The 17169-nt window shown below is 72.6% G+C and carries 15 protein-coding genes; 11 read left to right on the forward strand and 4 right to left on the reverse strand.

What is annotated here, in order from left to right:
* Positions 1-8 precede the first annotated feature (8 nt).
* The 3 genes from ABD140_RS15630 to ABD140_RS15640 are packed head-to-tail and all read left to right on the forward strand — an operon-like array spanning position 9 to position 2879.
* Positions 9-608: a TetR/AcrR family transcriptional regulator gene (locus ABD140_RS15630; protein ID WP_344241336.1), complete on the forward strand. Its 600-nt coding sequence runs from the start codon at positions 9-11 to the stop codon at positions 606-608.
* Between the two features lie 4 nt (positions 609-612).
* Positions 613-1698 (forward strand): homogentisate 1,2-dioxygenase, encoded by a 1086-nt coding sequence (locus tag ABD140_RS15635; protein ID WP_344241338.1) that lies wholly within the window; start codon positions 613-615, stop codon positions 1696-1698.
* 5 nt (positions 1699-1703) lie between these two features.
* Positions 1704-2879 carry an alpha/beta hydrolase gene (locus ABD140_RS15640; protein ID WP_344241340.1) on the forward strand — a complete coding sequence of 392 codons (1176 nt, stop codon included), beginning with the start codon at positions 1704-1706 and terminating at the stop codon, positions 2877-2879.
* Positions 2880-2900: 21 nt separating this feature from the next.
* Here ABD140_RS15640 and ABD140_RS15645 read toward each other — a convergent pair whose 3' ends face one another.
* The gene (locus ABD140_RS15645; RefSeq protein ID WP_344241342.1) at positions 2901-3638 is read right to left on the reverse strand and encodes a FadR/GntR family transcriptional regulator; all 738 of its coding nucleotides are present in this window, start codon (positions 3636-3638) and stop codon (positions 2901-2903) included.
* 175 nt (positions 3639-3813) lie between these two features.
* On the opposite strand from ABD140_RS15645, the gene ABD140_RS15650 reads away from it, so the two are divergent.
* The 7 genes from ABD140_RS15650 to ABD140_RS15680 all read left to right on the forward strand — a co-directional run bounded on the left by ABD140_RS15650 (position 3814) and on the right by ABD140_RS15680 (position 12733).
* Positions 3814-5412, forward strand: a complete 1599-nt coding sequence (locus tag ABD140_RS15650; protein WP_344241344.1) for an ABC transporter substrate-binding protein — start codon at positions 3814-3816, stop codon at positions 5410-5412.
* Between the two features lie 22 nt (positions 5413-5434).
* Positions 5435-6391 carry an ABC transporter permease gene (locus ABD140_RS15655; protein ID WP_344241346.1) on the forward strand — a complete coding sequence of 319 codons (957 nt, stop codon included), beginning with the start codon at positions 5435-5437 and terminating at the stop codon, positions 6389-6391.
* Positions 6391-8370, forward strand: coding sequence for a dipeptide/oligopeptide/nickel ABC transporter permease/ATP-binding protein (locus tag ABD140_RS15660; RefSeq protein ID WP_344241348.1), 1980 nt, complete (start codon positions 6391-6393; stop codon positions 8368-8370). The genes ABD140_RS15655 and ABD140_RS15660 overlap by 1 nt, the downstream gene beginning before the upstream one ends.
* Positions 8367-9416, forward strand: a complete 1050-nt coding sequence (locus tag ABD140_RS15665; RefSeq protein WP_344241350.1) for an oligopeptide/dipeptide ABC transporter ATP-binding protein — start codon at positions 8367-8369, stop codon at positions 9414-9416. Before ABD140_RS15660 ends, ABD140_RS15665 begins: the two co-directional genes overlap by 4 nt.
* Positions 9413-10351: a dihydrodipicolinate synthase family protein gene (locus tag ABD140_RS15670; RefSeq protein ID WP_344241352.1), complete on the forward strand. Its 939-nt coding sequence runs from the start codon at positions 9413-9415 to the stop codon at positions 10349-10351. The genes ABD140_RS15665 and ABD140_RS15670 overlap by 4 nt, the downstream gene beginning before the upstream one ends.
* A 387-nt stretch (positions 10352-10738) precedes the next feature.
* Positions 10739-11881 carry an ROK family protein gene (locus ABD140_RS15675; RefSeq protein WP_344241354.1) on the forward strand — a complete coding sequence of 381 codons (1143 nt, stop codon included), beginning with the start codon at positions 10739-10741 and terminating at the stop codon, positions 11879-11881.
* 159 nt (positions 11882-12040) lie between these two features.
* On the forward strand, positions 12041-12733 hold the full coding sequence (locus tag ABD140_RS15680; protein WP_344241356.1) for an N-acetylmannosamine-6-phosphate 2-epimerase: 693 nt from the start codon (positions 12041-12043) through the stop codon (positions 12731-12733).
* A gap of 417 nt (positions 12734-13150) precedes the next feature.
* Here ABD140_RS15680 and ABD140_RS15685 read toward each other — a convergent pair whose 3' ends face one another.
* The 3 genes from ABD140_RS15685 to ABD140_RS15695 form a co-directional block, all read right to left on the reverse strand.
* On the reverse strand, positions 13151-14326 hold the full coding sequence (locus ABD140_RS15685; RefSeq protein ID WP_344241358.1) for a Dyp-type peroxidase: 1176 nt from the start codon (positions 14324-14326) through the stop codon (positions 13151-13153).
* 14 nt (positions 14327-14340) lie between these two features.
* The gene (locus tag ABD140_RS15690) at positions 14341-14868 is read right to left on the reverse strand and encodes a copper chaperone PCu(A)C (RefSeq protein ID WP_344241360.1); all 528 of its coding nucleotides are present in this window, start codon (positions 14866-14868) and stop codon (positions 14341-14343) included.
* Positions 14869-14996: 128 nt separating this feature from the next.
* A complete protein-coding gene (locus ABD140_RS15695) occupies positions 14997-15572 on the reverse strand; it encodes a hypothetical protein (protein WP_344241362.1) in 576 nt (191 codons plus the stop codon).
* Positions 15573-15730: 158 nt separating this feature from the next.
* On the opposite strand from ABD140_RS15695, the gene ABD140_RS15700 reads away from it, so the two are divergent.
* Positions 15731-17083, forward strand: a complete 1353-nt coding sequence (locus ABD140_RS15700; RefSeq protein ID WP_344241364.1) for an MBL fold metallo-hydrolase — start codon at positions 15731-15733, stop codon at positions 17081-17083.
* Positions 17084-17169 lie beyond the last annotated feature (86 nt).

The following is a 17169-nucleotide window of genomic DNA, read 5'->3' on the forward strand; positions in this document are numbered from 1 at the left end:
CGGCTGAGATGTCTCCGCAGCGGGAACGCATCCTCAAGGCCGCCGCGGCCCTCTTCGCGCGGGAGGGCTACCACGGCGCGGGCATGGCGCGGCTGGAGCAGGAGGTCGGGCTCAAGCGGGGCGCGCTGTACCACCACATCGGCAACAAGGAGTCCCTGCTCTACGAGATCAGCCGCACCCAGCTGGAGCACATGGTCGGCATCTCCACGCGGATCGCCGCCGAGGCGCCCGACGAGGCCGCGTGCCTGCGCCTCATGGCCCGAGCCCTCCTGCGCAACATCGCCGACCACCGGGTGGAGTGGACCGTCCACTACCGCGACTTCAACGCCCTCACCGGCGAACGGCTCCGGCACGTCCTGGAGCTGCGCGACCGGTACGCCGAGATCTGGCAGCGCGTCTACGCCTCGGGCGCCGCGCGGGGGCTCTTCCAGCCGGCCGAGCCGAGGGTCGCGGTCCTGGGCATCCTCGGGATGTTCAACTACTCGTACCTGTGGATCGAAGGCGACGGACGGCTCGACACCGACCGGATCGCCGACCTGTACTGCGACATCTTCCTGCGCGGGGTCCTGCTCGCGCCCCACCCCCCACCGCCCCCGGACGAGGAGTAGACACATGGAATCGTTCGTACAGTTCCGCAAGGGAACGACGCCCCACCACGTCCACCGCGACCTCGACGGGCTGAAGGACGACGAGCTGGGCCGGATGGGCTTCACCGGACGGCAGGCCCAGCTGTACCGGCGCAACGACCCGACCGTCTACCGGGCCGAGGGGCCGATCCAGATGACCTCGGTGATGTCCGGCGACCTGCGGCCCACCGACCTGGAGGACCCGCGCGGCAACCCGCTCCCCCTCTTCCACAACGAGGACGTGCGGTTCCTGCTGAGCCGCCGGGCCGAGGCGATGCCGTTCTTCGCCCGCAACATCGGCGGTGACGAGCTCTTCTTCGTCCACCAGGGCACCGGCGTCTTCCAGACGGAGTTCGGAACGATCCCGTACGAGCCGGGCGACTGGGTCCTGCTGCCCAAGGCCGTCACCTACCGGCAGCTCCCCGACGCGGGATCCGAGGGCGTCTTCCTCATCGTCGAGACCGTGGACGAGCTGCGCACCCCGCCCGCGGGCATCCTCGGGCGGCACTTCCCGTTCGACTCCTCGACCGTCTTCGTGCCCGAGCCGGAGGTGCTCACCGACGGCGGCCCCGAGTGGGAGATCCGCCTGACCCGGCGCGAGGAGCAGGGGGCGATCTTCTACCCCCACAACCCCTGCGACGTGGAGGGCTGGAAGGGCGACTACTTCCCGTTCAAGTACAACATCCGCGACTACAACGCGGTGATGTCGGCCGGCGTGCACCTGCCTCCGACCGTCCACATGTTCCTGCAGAACGACCACGTCGTCGTTCTGAACTTCCTGCCGCGGCCCGCCGAGATGCGCCCCGGCGCCGAACGGCTGCCCTGGTACCACCGCAACGCCGACTACGACGAGGTCGCCCTCTTCCACGGCGGCGACCTGCTCGGCTTCCCGATGCCCGCCGGGCTGATCACGCTCTCGCCGCAGGGCGTCCACCACGGCCCGCCGGAGGTCGCCCGGGAGCTCTCCCGCCAGAAGTTCGACCAGTACGACGAGCTCAACTGGTCGGTGATGTCCATCGACGTGCGCAAGCCCCTCAAGGTCGACCCCGCCCTCCGTCCCGAAGGAGCCTGACCGCCATGAGCACCCCCCTCAGCGGTTCCTACGAGCGCGTTCCCCTCCTCGTCGTCTTCAGCGACGACTCCCCCGTCCGGGACACCTACGGCGGGACCGGCGAGATCGTCGCCCTGGAGGCGCACCTCCTGCGCCCGGAGAAGGCGTCGGACACCGTCATCGTCTTCATGCACCCGATCGGCGGCGGCGCGTACCTGCCGATGACGGTGGCGCTGGCCAAGGCCGGGCACCACGTCATCTACTGCAACAGCCGCTACCGGGGCGTGGACAGCGCGCTCATCATGGAGAAGGTCACCCAGGACCTCGGCGCGTGCGTGCGCCACGCCAAGGAGAAGCTCGGCTACTCCAAGGTCGTGCTGGCCGGATGGAGCGGCGGCGGCGCGCTGTCGGCGTTCTACCAGGCGCAGGCCGAGAACCCCACGGTCACCCACACCCCCGCCGGCGACCCCTTCGACCTCACCGCGATGGACCTGATCCCGGCGGACGGGCTGATGCTGCTGGCCGCGCACGTCAGCCGCCACCAGACGCTCACCGAGTGGATGGACCCGTCCCTCCTCGACGAGCACGACCCGACCGTCCGGGACCTGGAGCTGGACCTCTACCACCCCGACAACCCTCACCAGCCCCCCTACAGCGCGGAGTTCCTGGAGCGCTACCGCCAGGCGCAGATCGCCCGGAACCGGCGGATCACCGCGTGGGTGAAGGCCAAGCTCGCCGCCCTGAAGGCCGCCGGGCGCCCGCACGACGAGTTCGGCTTCGTGGTGCACGGGACCATGGCCGACCCGCGCTGGCTGGACCCGGCCGTCGACCCCAACGACCGCCGCCCCAACTGGTGCTACCAGGGCGACCCGCGCGTGGTGAACATGAGCCCGGTCGGCCTCGCCCGCTTCACGACCCTGCGCAGCTGGCTGTCGCAGTGGAGCTACGACGAGGCCAACGCCGACGCCGAGCGCTGCGCGCCGGACATCTCGGTGCCCGTCCTGGTCGTCGGCAACTCCGCCGACGACGCCTGCACGCCCAGCCACACCCACCGGATCTACGAGGCCTTCACCCACGAGGACAGGGAACTCCACGAGATCAAGGGCGCGACCCACTACTACATGGGCCCCGACCAGCTGCCCCGCCTCCAGGAGGCGGTGGAGCTGATCGGCGGCTGGCTGGACCGCCACGGCTGGTCCTGATCCGCCCCCGCGTCCGCCCGGTCAGGTGGAGCTGCGCTCCTCCATCCTGGCCAGGCGGACGTGGATGCCGCGGAAGTGCGCGGACATCGCGACGGCGGCGGCCGGACGGTCGTGGGCGCGCAGCGCGTCGTAGATCTCGCGGTGGCGCAGGGCGATCTCCATCGGGCTCTCCTCCGCGGGCGCCAGGTCGTGGCGCAGGGCGTTGTAGACGTCCCAGAAGGCGTTCAGGAGCTGGCTGACGATCGGATTGGCCAGCGGCCGGTAGAGCAGCTCGTGGAAGCGCCGGTCGGTGTCGGGGCTGACCCCGCCCGCGGCGGCCTCGGCCTCCATCTGGGCCATGACCTCGTCCAGCTCGGGCGTCTCGTCGGCCAGGCCCCGCTCGATGACCTCGTCGATCAGGCCGCGTTCCAGGACCTCGCGGACCTCCACCAGGTGGGCCAGGTCGTTGTGCCCCTTCTGCCGGGAGATCCTGGCGTGGAAGGTCAGCTCGTCGACCAGCGCGCCCAGGGACATCGAGCCCACGTACATGCCGAAGCCGTGCTTGATGTCGACGATCCCCACGGCCTGCAGCGCCTTCAGCGCCTCGCGCAGCGAGTTGCGACTGACGTCGAGCTCCTCGACCAGCTCGAACTCGGTGGGCATGGGGTCGCCCACCGCGAGGTTGCGTTCCAGGATCAGCTGCTTGATCTGCTGCTGGACCTCCTCGGTACGGCTGCTGCGCGCCCGGCTCGCCCGGCGGCCGGGACGTACGCCGGTCATCCGTCCACGCTCCACATACCGACCCCGTTTCTCCACAGGCGACATCTTGACCCTGCCTAGAGCGAGGCTTAGCCTACACCGGACACTCGACGTTGGATGTCCTACATCCCTCATCGGTTCTTTGCGGATATATTGCGTATCCCCCCGCAAAACCCCTCATTGCCTGGGAGAAGATGTGACAGAGGTACAAAACGGAAGCGGCGCGAGCCGTCGTGATTTCCTCCGGTACTCCGGACTGATCGCGGGCGGCGCCGCCATCGCGGCCTCGCTCTCGGCCTGCGGCGGGCCCTCCTCCACCGGCAGCAGCGACTCCTCGTCCGGTTCCAAGGACTCCATCGACGTCGCGCTCGCCTACGCGCTGTCCACGGGCTTCGACCCGATGACCGCCTCCAGCGCCGTGGCCACCGCGGCCAACCTGCACACGCTGGAGTCCCTCGTCGACCTCGACCCGGCCACCCGCGAGGCCTACACCGCGCTGGCCAAGGCGATGCCCGAGGAGGTCGACCCCACGACCTACCGGGTGGCCCTGCGCGACGGCGCGAAGTTCCACGACGGCTCCGCCGTCACCCCCGAGGACGTCGTCTACAGCTTCGAGCGCGTCCTCGACCCGAAGAACGCCTCGCTGTTCTCCCAGTTCCTGCCGTTCCTGGACTCGGTGAAGAAGGTCGACGACACCGCCGTCGAGTTCAAGCTCAAGTACGCCTTCCCCATGTTCGCCGAGCGCCTGGCGGTCGTGAAGGTCGTGCCGAAGGCCGTCGTCGAGGCCGACCAGAAGAAGTACGACGCGCTGCCCATCGGCTCCGGGCCGTTCAAGTACGTCAGCGCCTCGGCCACCGACGGCATCGTGTTCGAGAAGTTCGACGGCTACAACGGACCCCGCCCGGCGCTGGTCAAGAAGATGAACTGGCAGTTGCTGACCGACCCGTCGGCCCGCGTGACCGCGCTGCAGTCCGGCCGCGTCCAGGCCATCGAGGCCGTGCCGTACCTCAACGTCGAGGAGCTCAAGCGCGACGCCTCCGTCGAGGCGGTGCAGAGCTTCGGCCTGATGTTCCTGATGTTCAACCTCAAGGCCAAGCCGTTCGACGACGTCCGCGTCCGCCAGGCCCTGCACTACGGCCTGGACACCGGCAAGCTCATCCAGACCGCGCTGCTGGGCAACGCCGAGGCCGCCACGGGCTACCTGCCCAAGTCCCACCCGGACTACGTGCAGGCCGAGACGGTCTACACCTACGACCCGGAGAAGGCCAAGTCCCTGCTCGCCGAGGCCGGCGTCAAGGACCTCAAGATCGAGCTGGTCCTCACCGACACCGACTTCGTCAAGGACTGCGCCCCGCTGATCAAGCAGAGCTGGGACGCGATCGGCGTGCAGACCACGCTGAACATCGGCCAGTCCGGCGGCCAGTACACCAACCTCGTCGACACCGGCAAGTACCAGGTCATGGCCGCCCCCGGCGACCCGTCGGTCTTCGGCAACGACACCGACCTGCTCATGCGCTGGTTCTACGTCGGCACCTGGCCCAAGACCCGCCACTACAGCGAGGGCACCCCCGAGGGCAAGAAGGTCGTCGAGCTGCTCGACAAGGCCGCCCGCGAGACCGACGCCGCCGCCCGCAAGGAGCTGTGGACCCAGGCGTTCAACACCGTCGCCGAGCACGCCGCCCTCTACCCGATCTTCCACCGCAAGCTCAACACCGCGTGGAAGGACGACGCCCTCAAGGGGTTCAAGCCGCTGCCGACCACCGGCATGTCGCTGCTGAACGTCGGCCGGGCCTAGGAACGACAGGACGACGTAGACCATGAGCGCGATCCTCCGCATGACGGCGCGACGTCTGCTGACCCTGGTGCCGCTGGTGCTGGGGATCACGCTGTTCGTCTTCGTCGTCCTGCGCTTCTCCCCCAACGACCCCGCCTACAACGCCCTGGGCGAGGCGGCCAGCCCCGAGGCCCGTGAGGCGTACGCCGAGGCCAACGGCCTGAACGACCCGCTGCTGGTGCGCTACGCGCGGTTCCTGGGCGACCTGGTCCAGGGCGACCTCGGTGTCACCGCGCCGCCGAGCAGGCCGGTCACCGACGCCATCGCCACCGCGTTCCCGCTGACCCTGCAGCTCACCCTGCTGGGCGTGACGTTCGCCGTGGTCCTGGCCACCGTCCTGGGCGTCACCGGCGCGCTCTTCCGGGACCGGTGGCCGGACCAGGTGATCCGCGTGGTGTCGATGGCGGGCGTGGCCATGCCCTCCTTCTGGCTGGGCATCCTGCTCATCCAGCAGTTCTCCCTCAACTGGGAGCTGCTGCCGACCGGCGGGTACGTCAACCCGGCCGAGTCCTTCGAAGGCTGGATGAAGAGCATGGCGCTCCCGGCGATCTCGCTGGGCCTGCCCGTGGCCTCGCTGCTGACCCGGATCATCCGCACCTCGATGGTCGAGGAGCTCGACCGCGACTACGTGCGCACCGCGATCGGCAGCGGGCTGCCCCGCGTCGTCGTGGTGGGGCGCAACGTGCTGCGCAACGCGCTGATCACCCCGCTGACCGTGCTGGGCCTGCAGATCGGCTACATGCTCAGCGGCGCCGTCGTCATCGAGGCGATCTTCGGCCTGCCGGGCCTGGGCACCCTCATCATGCAGGGCGTGACGGCCGGCGACCCCGGCCTCGTCCAGGGCGTGGTGCTCTACATCGCCCTCACCTTCGTCGTCGTCAACCTGGTCGTCGACATCCTCTATCTCTTCGCCAACCCGCGTCTGAGGGGTGCCTCCTGATGCGTACCGTCCTTTCCGGGCTCACAGGCACCCTGCGCAGGCTCTCCACGGCGTCCCGGATCGCCCTGGGCTTCATCCTGGCCGTGGCGGTGCTGGGCCTTCTCGCCCCGCTCATCTCCGTGCACGACCCGCTGCTCACCGGCACGCCGCAGCAGCCGCCGTCGGCCGAGCACTGGTTCGGCACCGACCGCGTCGGCCGCGACGTCTTCGCCCGCATCGCCTACGGCACCCGCTGGTCGCTGGCGATCGGCCTGGGCGCCACGGCGCTCTCGCTCCTCGCCGGCGCCGTCCTCGGCTCGCTGGCCGCTACCTCCCGCAAGGCGGTCGACGAGCTCATCATGCGGGCGCTGGACGTCGTCATGGCGTTCCCGATGATCGCGCTGGCCGCCGTCATGGTCACCGTCTTCGGCAACAGCCTGCCCGTGCTGATCTGCACGATCGCGTTCCTGTTCGTGCCGCAGATCACCCGCGTCATCCGCGCCAACGTGCTGTCGCAGTACGGCGAGGACTACGTCAACGCCGAACGCGTCGTCGGCGCCGGGCGCTTCCACATCCTGAGCAGGCACGTCGTCATCAACTGCGCCGCGCCGATCCTGGTGTACTGCACCGTCCTGGTCGCCAACGCGATCGTGTTCGAGGCGAGCCTGTCGTTCATCGGCGCCGGCGTGCAGGACCCCGACCCCTCGTGGGGCAGCGTGATCGCCTACGGCAAGGCGCTGGTGCTGTCCGGCGGCTGGTGGGCGACGTTCTTCCCCGGCGTGTTCATCCTGCTGACGGTGCTGGCGCTGAACGTGCTGTCCGAGGGCGTCTCCGACGCCTGGGCCGCGCCCGCCGCGCGGGCCAACCCCGCCGCGATCCGCAAGGCCACCGACCCGCTGGAGTCGCCGGAGGCCGCCACCGGGCCGATCGCCCCCGTCGCGCTGAGCGAGGGGCTGCGCAAGGCCGGCGAGCGGCTGGCCGCACGGGCGCGTCCGCTGCCCGAGGGCGAGCCGCTGCTGCAGGTGCGCGACCTGGCCATCGGCTTCGCCGAGCGGCACGACGGCGTCGACATCGTCGACCGGATCAGCTTCGAGGTGCGGCCCGGCGAGGTGCTCGGCCTGGTCGGCGAGTCCGGCTGCGGCAAGAGCCTCACCAGCCTCGCGATCATGGGCCTGGAGCCCAAGGGCGCCCGCATCGGCGGGCAGATCCTCTTCGACGGGCGCGACCTGCTGACCCTCTCCGCGGGCGAGCGGCGCCGGCTGCTCGGCCACGACATGGCGATGATCTACCAGGACGCGCTGTCCTCGCTGAACCCGGCGATGACCATCCAGGCCCAGCTCAAGCAGGTGCACCGGCGCGGCGGCACCCGCACCCCCGCCGAGCTGCTGGAGCTCGTCGGCCTCGACCCGGCGCGCACCCTCAGGAGCTACCCGCACGAGCTGTCCGGCGGCCAGCGCCAGCGCGTCCTCATCGCCATGGCGCTCTCGCGCGACCCGCGCCTGATCGTCGCCGACGAGCCGACCACCGCGCTCGACGTCACCGTCCAGGCCCAGGTCATGCAGCTGCTGCTGCGCCTGCGCGAGGAGCTGGGCTTCGCCCTCATCCTCGTCTCCCACGACCTGGCGCTGGTCTCCGACATCACCGACCGCGTCGTGGTGATGTACGGCGGCCAGATCGTCGAGTGCGGCGCCACCCCGCAGGTCGTCGGCGGCCCCCGCCACCACTACGCGCGGGGCCTGCTCGACTCGGTGCTCTCCCTGGAGGCCGCCGACACCCGGCTCGCCCAGATCCGCGGCGTCGTCCCGTCCCCCGCCGCCTTCCCCAAGGGCTGCCGCTTCGCCGACCGGTGCGCCGCGGCCACCGAGCTGTGCGCCACCACCCATCCGGAGCTGGCCGGCGAGCGGTCCGCCCACGCCTTCGCCTGCCACCACCCCATCGCCGGCGGTGTCGGCGAGGCGGCGGCCGGGCCGGCCAAGACCCTCACGGGAGGCCTTTCATGAAGAAGACGGCGAACGTGAAAGAGGCGCCGGACACGCGCGACGCCGCCGTGATGGAGCTGCGCGACGTGCACGTCCAGCACCCGACGCGGGGCGGCGGCATGTTCAGCAAGGCGCGGGTCCACGCGATGACCGGGGTCGACCTCGCCATCGGGCGGGGGGAGACCGTCGGGATCGTCGGCGAGTCCGGCTGCGGCAAGTCCACGCTGGCCAAGGTGCTGGTGGGGCTGCAGAAGCCGACGCTGGGCACGGTCCTGTACCGGGGCACGCCCGTCACCGAGCTGCCCGAGAAGGAGCGGCGGCGGGTGCTCGGCGCGTCCGTCGGGATGGTCTTCCAGGACCCGTCGACCGCGCTGAACCGGCGGCTGCCGATCCGCACGATCCTGCGCGACCCGCTGGACGTGCACCGCAGGGGCACCCCGGCGCAGCGCGACGAGCGCGTGCGCGAGCTGATGGCGCTGGTCGGGCTGCCGCCCGTGCTGGCCGACGCGCTGCCGGGCCAGCTGTCCGGCGGCCAGCGGCAGCGCGTGGCGATCGGGCGGGCGCTGGCCATGGAGCCGCAGCTCCTCGTCGCCGACGAGCCGACCTCCGCGCTGGACGTGTCCGTGCGCGCCCAGATCCTCAACCTGCTGCTCGACCTGAAGGAGCGGCTGGAGCTGTCGATGGTGTTCGTCTCCCACGACATCCAGACCGTCCGCCGCATGTCCGACCGGGTCGTGACGATGTACCTCGGGCGGATCGTGGAGGAGGCGCCGGCCGCCGCGATCCCCGACGCCACCCGCCACCCCTACACCCGCGCGCTGTTCTCGGCCACGCCGAGCCTGCTCGACCCGATCGACCCGATCCCGCTGATCGGCCCCGTGCCGTCCGCGGTGACGCCGCCCAGCGGCTGCCCCTTCCGCACCCGCTGCTGGCGGGCCGACGAGACGTGCGCGGACGCCATGCCCGCCTACGCCTCCGGCGACCTTTCCACGCACCGCTACCGGTGCCACCACCCCGTGACCGGCGAGGCCGACCTCGCCGCCGCCCTCACCCAGGAGACCCCGTGACCACCGTCGCCGCCACCGCCCTCAGCGGTGTCATCCCGCCCGTCTGCACCCCGCTGACCTCCGACTTCGAGGTGGACGTGCCGTCGCTGGAGCGGCTCGTCGACTTCCTCATCGACAGCGGCGTGAGCGGGCTGTTCGCCCTCGGCTCCACCAGCGAGGTCGCCTTCCTGCCCGACGCCCAGCGGCGCACGGTCCTGGAGACCATCGTCCGGCACGCCGCCGGACGGGTGCCGGTCATCGCCGGGATCATCGACATGACGACCCTGCGGGTGATCGAGCACGCCAAGGTCGCCGCCGAGGCCGGCGTGGACGCGCTCGTCGCCACCGCGCCGTTCTACACGCGCACCCACCCCGTGGAGATCGAGGACCACTTCCGCCGGGTCGCCGCCGCCACCTCCCTGCCCCTGTACGCCTACGACGTGCCGGTCTCGGTGCACTCCCGGCTGGACGCGGCGATGCTGCTGCGCCTGGGCGCCGAGGGCGTGCTGGCCGGCCTGAAGGACTCCACCGGCGACGACAACGGGCTCCGCTGCCTGCTCGTCGCCCGCGACGACGCCGGCCTCGCGCAGTTCCGCGTCTTCACCGGTTCCGAGCTGACCGTGGACTCGGCCTACCGCATGGGCGTCGACGGCGTCGTCCCCGGCCTCGGCAACGTCGACCCCGCCGGATACGTCCGCATCGCCCAGCTGTGCACCGACGGCAAGTGGGACGAGGCCCGCCTGGAGCAGGAGCGCCTCCTGCGCCTGTTCGACCTCGTCAACGCCGCCCCCGCCGACCGCATGGGCCGCGGCTCCTCCGCCCTCGGCGCCTTCAAGACCGGCCTGCACCTGCGCGGCGTCATCGCCTCCCCCCTCGCCGCCCCCCCGCAGATCCCGCTCAACGAGGCCGAGACCGCCCACGTCCGCACCCGCCTCGAAGCCGCCGGCCTCCTCTGACCCCGACCACCCGTCCGACCGAGACCACTCCACCGGTCGGGGCGCTCCGCCCGTCGGGGCGCTCAGCCCGTCGGAGCGCTCAGCCGGTCAGGGCGCTCGGCCCGCCGGGGCTTCTCGGTTGATCGGATTCCTCGGCTGACCGAGGGTTTCTCGACCGACCGAGGACCTCGACTGATCGAAGGCTTCTCGGCCGGTCGGGGCTCCTCGGCCGACCGGGCCGCTCGGCCGGTCGGGGCTCCTCGGTCGGCCGGGGTCGGAACGGTGTCCGTCCGCGTTCGTTCGGACGCGGGCGGGCCGCCCGCGCCGGCGGGTCTCGTCCTGTTCGCATACCGCTCTCCGGGAAGGGAGGGAGCGGCGTCCGTCCCTCGGGGGCGCGCCGCGCATCCGATGGCCGGAACGCTCTACGCGGGGGTGGACATCGGCGGCACCAAGATCGCCGTCGCCCTCGTCTCGGAGGAGGGCCGGATCGTGCGGCAGGCCCGCACGCCGACCCCTGCCGGGGGCGGCGCCGCGGTGCCCGTCGCGGCCGCCCGCCTCATCGCCGAGCTGCGCGCCGGGCTCCCCGGCGCGACGGTCGCGGCGGTCGGCGTGGGCTCGCCGGGGGTCATCGACCGCGCCGCGGGACGGGTCGTCTCCGCCACCGACGTGCTTCCCGGCTGGGCCGGGATGGAGGTCCGCGCCACGCTGGAGGAGCTGACCGGCGTCCCGGTCACGGTCGACAACGACGTCCGCGCCATGGCCTACGGCGAGGCGAAGGCGGGGGCCGGGGCGGGCTTCTCCCGTGTCCTTTACGTCTCGGTCGGCACCGGCATCGGCGGCGCCCTCACCAGGGACGGGGAGCTCGAATACGGCGCCCACGGCACCGCGGGCGAGACCGCCCACCTGCTGGTGCCCGCCACCGGCGCCATCCCGTGCGGCTGCGGCCGCCTCGACCACCTGGAGGCCGTCGCGTCCGGCCCCGCCATGGCCGCCGCCTACGCCGCCCGCACCGGCGAGCGCCTCCCCCTCCCCGAGATCGCGGCCCGCCTGGCCGACGACCCCGCCGCCCGCGACACCGTCCACGGCGCCGCCGCCCTCCTGGGCCGCGCCCTCGCCGGGCTCGCGGCGGTCCTGGACCCCGACGCCCTCGTCGTCGGCGGCGGCGCCGCCCAGATCGGCCCCGCGTTCCGCACCCCCCTCACCGAGGCCCTCCACGCCGAGGCCCTCCCCCCGCTGCGCGCCCTCCCCGTCCTCCCCGCCCACCTGGGCACCGACGCCCCCCTCATCGGCGCGGCCCTCCAGTCCAAAGCCGCCCTCACCACCCGGCCCGCCCCGCACACCACCGGCCCGCAGACCACCGGCCCGCAGACCGCCTCGCAGACCGGCCCGCGCACCACCGACCTGCAGACCACCTCGCAGACCGGCCCGCGCACCACCGGCCCGCAGACCGCCTCGCAGACCGCCTCGCAGACCGGCCCGCAGACCGGCCCGCAGACCACCGACCGGCAGGCCACCGGCCCGCGGTCGGGCTCCGGGCCGGAGCGCGGTTGACCGCGGGACAGGACGCGGCGCGCGGCGCGGATCGGAACGTGATCCGGTTCGTCGAGCGGGGCGTGGAACGCGGGGGCTCCCGGACGGGGCCTCCGCAGTCGGTGGCCGGGCGGGGGCGCGGCCGCCGGCACCGTAGGAACATCCGAGAGAAAGAGCATCATGACGCCGAGTGAATTCGCCGCGCTGGTCGGCGGCCGACTGATCGTCTCCTGCCAGGCGTGGGACGGGCACCCGCTGCGGGACACCGCGGCGCTCACGCGGATGGCGCTGGCCGCCGTCGAGGGCGGGGCCGCGGCGATCCGCTGCGGCGGGGTCGGCGGCACGCCCGACATCGTCTCGATCCGGGCGGCCGTGGACGTTCCCGTCATCGGCCTGACCAAGGACGGCACGGAGGGCGTCTACATCACCCCGACCGCCACCGCCGCCCGCGCCGTCGTCGAGGCGGGCGCCGACGTCGTCGCGATCGACGCCACCGACCGCCCCCGCCCCGACGGCCTGTCCTTCGCCGACTCCGTCCGCGCCGTCCACGACCTGGGCCGCCTGGTCATGGCCGACGTCGCCACCCTCGCCGAGGGCGTGGCCGCCGCCGAGGCCGGCGCCGACATCGTCGCCACCACCCTCGCGGGCTACACCCCGGCCCGCCCCAAGACCGACGGCCCCGACCTGTCACTCGTCCGCGACCTGCGCGAGGCCCTCCCCGCCACCCTCCTCATCGCCGAGGGCCGCTACCACTCCCCCGCCCACGCCGCCGCCGCCCTGGAGGCCGGCGCCACCTCCGTCGTCGTCGGCACCGCCATCACCGACCCCGCCTGGATCACCGCCTCCTTCGCCGCCGCCCTCCCCCGCCCCTGACCGCGACACCCCGCGAGCGGACACCGCAGGAGCGCTCCCGCGAAGCGGAGGCCACCGACGGACTCTCGCGGAAGCGTCCCGCGAGCGAACGCTGCAGGCGAACCTTCACGGAAGTGCTCCCGCACGAAACGGAGGCTGCGGTCGGACTCGTACGGGAGCGCTTCCGCAGAGCGGGTGCCGCAAGGTCCGCCTTCGTGAGAGGGCTTCCGCAAAGCCCGCCCTCGCGGGAGGGGCGCTCCGAGAGGAGTTCCGTGAGGGGGCGCGCGGGCTGCGGGTTCTGGTCGTTCGGTTCGGAAGGGGGACCGTTCGAGCCGGGATCCGCGGTCCGCGGCATGTGTGAGCCCCCGGTCCTGAGGGCCGGGGGCTCACGTGTTCATCAAGCGGTCCGCCGGGAGCGGGGACGGCTCGCCGGGGTGGTCAGGACAGGAGGGTCTCGCCTATCCAGCCCTCCGGGGTGCAGCCGGGCGGGAGGACGAAGACGGACGAGCCGGTGGTGGTGATCCACTCGTTGAGGAGGTCGGAGTCCGCCAGGCGGCGCTGGACCGGCGTGAACTGGCGGGCCAGGTCCGCCTGGTAGGCGATGAACAGCAGGCCGGAGTCGACGACGCCGTCCTGGCTGACGTCCTCCTCGTAGTTGTAGGCGCGGCGGAGCATGCGCAGGGCCGGGTCGTCGACGCGTGCCAGGCGGATGTGGGCGTTGTCGTCGATGACGGGGAAGCCCGCGAAGTCCTTGGCGGCGAAGTCGGGGTCGTCGGTCTCCCGGCCGCCGGTGAGAGGGGCGCCGTCGGCCAGTCTGCGGCCGATGGAGAACTCCTTGGCCGCCTCGTCGGCGGCGTCCCACTCCTCCAGGTCCATGCGGATACGGCGGAGGACCATGAAGGTGCCGCCCTTCAGCCAGGCCGGGCCGCCGCCGGAGATCCAGACCGCCTTGTCCGGGTCGGCGGGCTGGACGGTGCCGTCGAGCTGGCCCATGAGGTTGCGCTGGGTCTCGCCGGGCGGCTGGGCCTGGGGGCTGCGCCGGAAGCCGCGCTGCACCCAGCGGACCGTGGCGAAGTCCCGCGCGTCCTTGACGATCAGCCGGAGCGCGTGGGCGAGGGTGACGGCGTCCTCCCCGCACAGCTGGACCAGGAGGTCGCCGCCGCTCCAGCGGTCCTCCAGCCGGTCGGTCTTGAACTCCGGCAGGTCGGTGAGGGGGCGCTCGTGGTCCAGGCCGACCTTGGTGAACAGGCCGGGGCCGAACCCGAACGTGACGGTCAGCCGGGCCGGGACGCCGGCGAGTTCCGGCTGGGCGTCGGCGAGGCCGGCCCTGCCCTCGGTGAGCCGCCGGGCGTCGTCGGTGAGCAGCCGCATCAGCCGTCCCAGCGACTCCTTGGCGACCCCCGGGCGCAGGTCGAAGGCGGCGAAGGCCCCGTACGTCTGCGGGGGCGTGGCGACGCCCGCCTGGTGGACGCCGTGGAAGGGGACGGTGCCGGGCTGCTCGGCCGCCCGCGCCTCGGCGGGCTCGGACGCCGCCCTGCCGGTGAGGTAGCCGCCGGTGGCGGCGAGTCCCCCCGCCGCCGCCGCGCCGCCGGCGAGGAGTCCCCGCCGGCTCATGTTCCGCCCGGCCATCAGTGCCCCGGGGCGTAGGACTCGTTGCCGCCCTGGAAGGACTTGACCACGGCGGTGAAGTCGCTCTTCGCGCCGTCCTTGAAGGTCAGCGTGAAGACGACCTCGCCGCCCGGCTCGAGCTTCTGCTTCAGGCCCATGAGCATGATGTGGTAGCCGCCGGGCTTGAGCTCCAGCTCGCCCCCGGCGGGGATGACGAACCCGTCCTCCTTCTCCTTCATCTGGGTCTGGCCGCCGCTCCCGGTGACCTCGTGCAGTTCGACCATCGGGGAGACGGGGGTGGCGGCCGAGACCACGGTGACGTCGGCGCCGGTGGTGTTGACGAGGGTGCCGAACGCGGCGGTCATCCCCTTCTCGGCCGCCTTCACCCAGGCGTTCTCGAAGGCCAGCGGGGCGGCGGCGGTGCTGCTCGCGGCGGTGGAGGGGGCGGCCGTCTCCTTGGCGGAGGTGTCGTCGGAGCCGCAGCAGCCGGTGAGGGCGGCGGCTCCGAACGCGAGGGCGGCGCACAGCGAGACGAGACGAGTGGACATGCGGATCTCCATGAGTGCTCTGTCGAAAGGGGTTCCGGGCACCCGCGAGGGGTTTCCGGGCACCCGCGCGGAAGGCGGGTGTGAAGAGGTGGGGGAACGGCCCGCGGGCCGTCCGGCCTCGGTGGCGTTCAGCCGAAGCCGAGCGCCCGGAACCCCTTCGGCGGCCCCCGGAGGACGAGCACGTGCCGCAGCACCACGACGGCGCGCGGCACGACGACGTCCTGGGCCACGGCGATGTGCCGCACCGCCTCGACAGGCGGGGAGAGAACGAGGAGAAGCGGCCTCAGCAGGGCTTTCGCCGCCTGCCGGGCCAGCCGCCAGGCGCCGCGTTCGCCCCGGCGCAGCCACCAGCCCGACCCCCAGGCGGCGAGCAGGTGCGCCGCCGCCATGCCCGTGCCGCCTCCGGAGGGTTCGGCGACGAGCTGCGGGAGGTTCCCGTGGTGGCCGAAGCCCGTGTCCGCGGCCGTGAACAGGGCGTGCAGCATGAACTGCCCGCCGAGCAGCCCCCCGGTGATCACGGGAAGGGAGCGTTCCTGCCCGGCCAGGACGAACGCGAAGGCCAGCACCCCGGCGAATCCCGCCAGCACGCTTCCCGGCCCCAGCGGTTCCCCGGAGGCCGTCGCGTGGCCCGCGGACGTGAGCAGCACGCACACGGCCGCGAAGACCGAGGCGCGCGCCAGGCGGAGCGGAGGTCGGACGTTCATCTCGCCGCCATCCTGCCACGCCTCCGCGCCCCTCGCCCGCCGGGTTGTGGACGACCGTTTGCCCTCCCGCGAATCAGGGCATAACGTGAGGAAAAGATACCCCCGGGGGTATAAGACCCGGCACTTCACCTAGCCTTGAGCCAAGGGGGCGACGCACGATGATCGAGATCATTCCCATGGAGACCCCGACGCTGGGGGACCGCAGCTACCTGGTCACCGACGGCACGACCGCCTTCGTCGTCGACCCGCAGCGCGACATCGACCGCATGCTGGAGCCCGCACGGAGCCGGGACCTCCGCATCACCCACGTCTTCGAGACCCACATCCACAACGACTACGTGACGGGCGGCCCGGCCCTCGCCGAGGCCACGGGCGCCGCCTACCACGTCAACGCCGACGACCCCGTGCGCTTCGAGCACTCCCCCGTCCGCGACGGGGACGTCATCGAGGTCGGCCCGCGGATGCGCGTCCGCGCCCTGGCCACCCCCGGGCACACCCACACCCACCTGTCCTACGTGCTGGAGTCCGGGGGCGAGGCGGTCGCCGTCTTCACCGGAGGGTCCCTGCTCTACGGCTCGACGGGCCGCCCCGACCTGCTCGGCCCCGACCACACCGACGCCCTGGCGCGCGCCCAGCACCGCACGGCGCGGCGCCTGGCCGACGAGCTGCCCGACGACACCGAGGTCTACCCGACGCACGGCTTCGGCAGCTTCTGCTCCTCCACCCAGTCCGACGCCACCCGGTCCACGATCGGGCGGGAGCGGAAGACCAACCCGGTGCTCACCCAGGACGAGCGGGAGTACGTGGAGACCCTGCTGGCCGGGCTCGACGCCTATCCCGCCTACTACGCCCACATGAGCCCGCGCAACCTCGACGGCCCCGGCGCCCCCGACCTGTCGGAGCCCCGCCGCGCCGACGCCGCCGAGCTGCGCCGCCGCCTCCAGGACGGGGAGTGGGTCGTCGACCTGCGCTCCCGCAAGGCGTTCGCGGCGGGCCACCTGGGCGGCGCGTTCAACTTCGGCCTGGACGGCTCCTTCGCCACCTACCTGGGGTGGCTGATCCCGTGGGGCACCCCGGTGAGCCTGCTCGCCGAGACCCCCGACGAGATCGCCGAGGCCCAGCGCGAACTCGTCCGGATCGGCATCGAACGCCCCGCGTCGGCGGCCTCCGGCGACCCGTCCGGCTGGACGGGCGGCGCGCCCCTGAGCGAGGTCGGGCTCGGCACCTTCGACGAGCTCGCGGCGGTGCGCCACCACCGGACCGTCACCGTCCTGGACGTCCGCCGGAACGACGAGTGGCGGCGGTCGCATCTGCCCGGAGCCGTCCACGTCCCGCTGCACGAGCTGCTCTCCCGCCTGGACGAGGTGCCCGAGGGCGAGGTGTGGGTGCACTGCGCCACGGGCTACCGCTCGGCCATCGCCGGGTCCTTCCTGGCCGCCGCCGGCCGGCGGGTCGTGGTGGTCGACGACGACTTCGCCAACGCCGCCCCGTACGTCCGGAAGGCGGACTGAGTTTTCGTCCGGTTCGCCACCTCTTGCCACCACCGGCCCACCGAGTGTTACATTGCGTTCATAGAACGGTACCCAGCGTGAGGACC

This window comes from Actinocorallia libanotica (genome assembly GCF_039525175.1).
In the GTDB taxonomy this organism is placed as follows: domain Bacteria; phylum Actinomycetota; class Actinomycetes; order Streptosporangiales; family Streptosporangiaceae; genus Actinocorallia; species Actinocorallia libanotica.